This is a genomic window from Streptomyces sp. NPDC002838 (assembly GCF_040295365.1).
Classification (GTDB): domain Bacteria; phylum Actinomycetota; class Actinomycetes; order Streptomycetales; family Streptomycetaceae; genus Streptomyces.
The window spans coordinates 1-2,439 of record NZ_JBEOVF010000137.1; the positions used below are offsets into that span (position 1 = coordinate 1).

Here is a 2,439-nt window from a genome sequence, read left to right on the forward strand (position 1 = left end):
CTGAACGTGACGATCGGCGACCGGCTGCCGCTGCACCCGCATGTGGAGCGGCTGATCGGTGACTTCACCAACCTCGTCCTCCTCGAAGTCGACACCGAATCCGCCGACACCTTCGCCGCCCGCGCCCAGAACGTGCAGCGGCGGCTGTGGCAGGACCTGGAGCACCGCGCCTACGGCGGCGTCCGCCTGCTCCGTGAACTCGCCCGGCACCACGGCCCCGAGCGTGCCGCCATGCCTGTGGTGTTCACCAGCGTCCTCGGCCAGGACATGCCGGGCGGCTCGCCCGCCGATCCGCTGCCCGGTCTCGGACACGTCGTCTCCGCGGTGTCGCAGACGCCCCAGGTGACGCTGGACTGCCAGGTGGTGGAGGTGGCCGATGGGCTGTTGGTGAGCTGGGACGCCGTAGAGGCCTTGTTCCCGGAGGGGGTGCTGGACGGCGCGTTCTCGGCGTTCGTGGCCCTGGTGGAGGAACTCGCTGACGGCGAGGAGGCGTGGGAGTCGGGGTGCTCGACGACCACACCGGTGGCACACGCGGCGGTGGTGGCGGGAGTGAACGCCACAAAGCGGCCGCTGCCGACCGGACTGCTCCACGAGCCCTTTTTCGCACAGGCGGCACGGACGCCGCACGCACCGGCGGTCATCTGGTCCTCCGGACAACTGACCTACGACGAGCTGGCCGGACGCGCGCGATGGGTCGCCCGGCAACTCGAACACCTGGAAGCACGTCCTGGGGAACGAGTCGTGGTCGCGATGCGCAAGGGATGGGAACAGGTGGCCGCCGTCCTCGGCGTGCTCCAGGCCGGAGGCGTCTACGTCCCCGTCGACCCCGCCCTGCCCACCGAACGCATCACCTACCTGATCGAACACACCGAAGCCCGAGCCGTACTCACCCAGCCCGGCCTGATGGAAGAACCCTGGCCGTCGGGCGTCCCCGTGGTGGCAGTCACGGCAGAGACCACCGAGCCAACACCAGAAAGCCACAGCGCCCAGCGAGCGACCACGGACCTGGCGTATGTCATCTTCACTTCCGGGTCGACCGGCGTGCCCAAGGGCGTGATGATCGACCACCGCGGAGCACGCAACACCATCGAGGACATCAACGAACGCATCGCGCTCTCAGCCGACGACCGCGTCCTGGCCGTGTCCAGCCTCAGCTTCGACCTGTCGGTATGGGACGTCTTCGGCACCCTCGCGGCAGGCGCGGCACTGGTGATCCCGGACCCGGGATCGGAGCGCGACCCGGGGCACTGGGGTGATCTCGTCGACGCCCACGCCGTCTCCGTCTGGAACTCCGTCCCCGCCCTGTTCGAGCTCTACACCGAGCACCGCGCTCAGGGTGACGATGCGCGGTCGGGGCTGCGGATGGCGATGCTCTCGGGTGACTGGATTCCGTTGTCGCTACCGGAGCGGGCGTGGAGGACGTTTCCCGGCATCCGCCTGCTCAGCCTGGGCGGGGCCACCGAAGCGTCGATCTGGTCGATCCACCACCCCATCACCCAGGTCGACCCGGCATGGGCCAGCATCCCCTACGGCACCGCACTGGCCAACCAGACCATGCACGTACTGGACAGCCGCCTGCGCACCCGACCGCCGTATGCCACCGGCGGAATCTACATCGGCGGCCTCGGCACCGCACTGGGCTACTGGAAGGACGACGAGAAGACCGCACAGTCCTTCATCGTCCACCCCCACACCGGCGAACGCCTCTACCGGACCGGCGACCTCGGCCGGTTCTGGCCCGACGGCACGATCGAATTCCTCGGCCGCGAAGACCAACAGGTCAAGATCAACGGGTACCGCATCGAACTCGGCGAGATCGACGCCGCACTGACCGCCCACCCGAACGTCACCGCCGCCGTGACCGTCACCGACACCACCGGGCAGGGCGGCAAGCGGCTGGTGTCCTACCTGACGCCGGACACCGCCGTCGACACCGCGGAACTGCGCGCATGGCTCCGGACGAAGCTCCCCTCCTACATGGTCCCTCCCGTCCTGATCGCCCTCGAGGAAATCCCGCTCAGCAGCAACGGCAAGGTGGACCGCAAAGCCCTGCCCACGCCCTCCCGCACACAGACCACCACCGCCTACACACCACCCGCGACCGCAGTCGAACACTCCCTCGTCCGAGTCTGGTCGGACCTGCTCAACCCGTCCGAGCCGCTGTCCACCTCCGCGAACCTCTTCGAACTCGGCGCCGACTCCCTCCTCGCCCTCCGTGCCACCGCCGCCGCCGACGGTCAGGGCCTGCGCCTGCAGCTCGCCGACGTGTTCGCGCACCCGACCATCACCCGACAGGCCCTGGCCATCCAGGCCGCCGGAGCCGTGGAGACCACGCAGATCGAGCCCGATGTGGCGGGGTGGGGTGAGCCGTTCGGTCTGACTGATGTGCAGCATGCGTATTGGTTGGGGCGGTCGGGGTTGTTCGAGTTGGGTGATGTG

At 69.0% G+C, this 2,439-nt stretch carries 1 protein-coding gene; it reads left to right on the top strand.

Annotated features, from left to right (window positions below):
* The coding region (locus ABT063_RS51870) for a non-ribosomal peptide synthetase (RefSeq protein WP_351069340.1) at nucleotides 1–2,439 on the top strand (2,439 nt) is incomplete at both ends.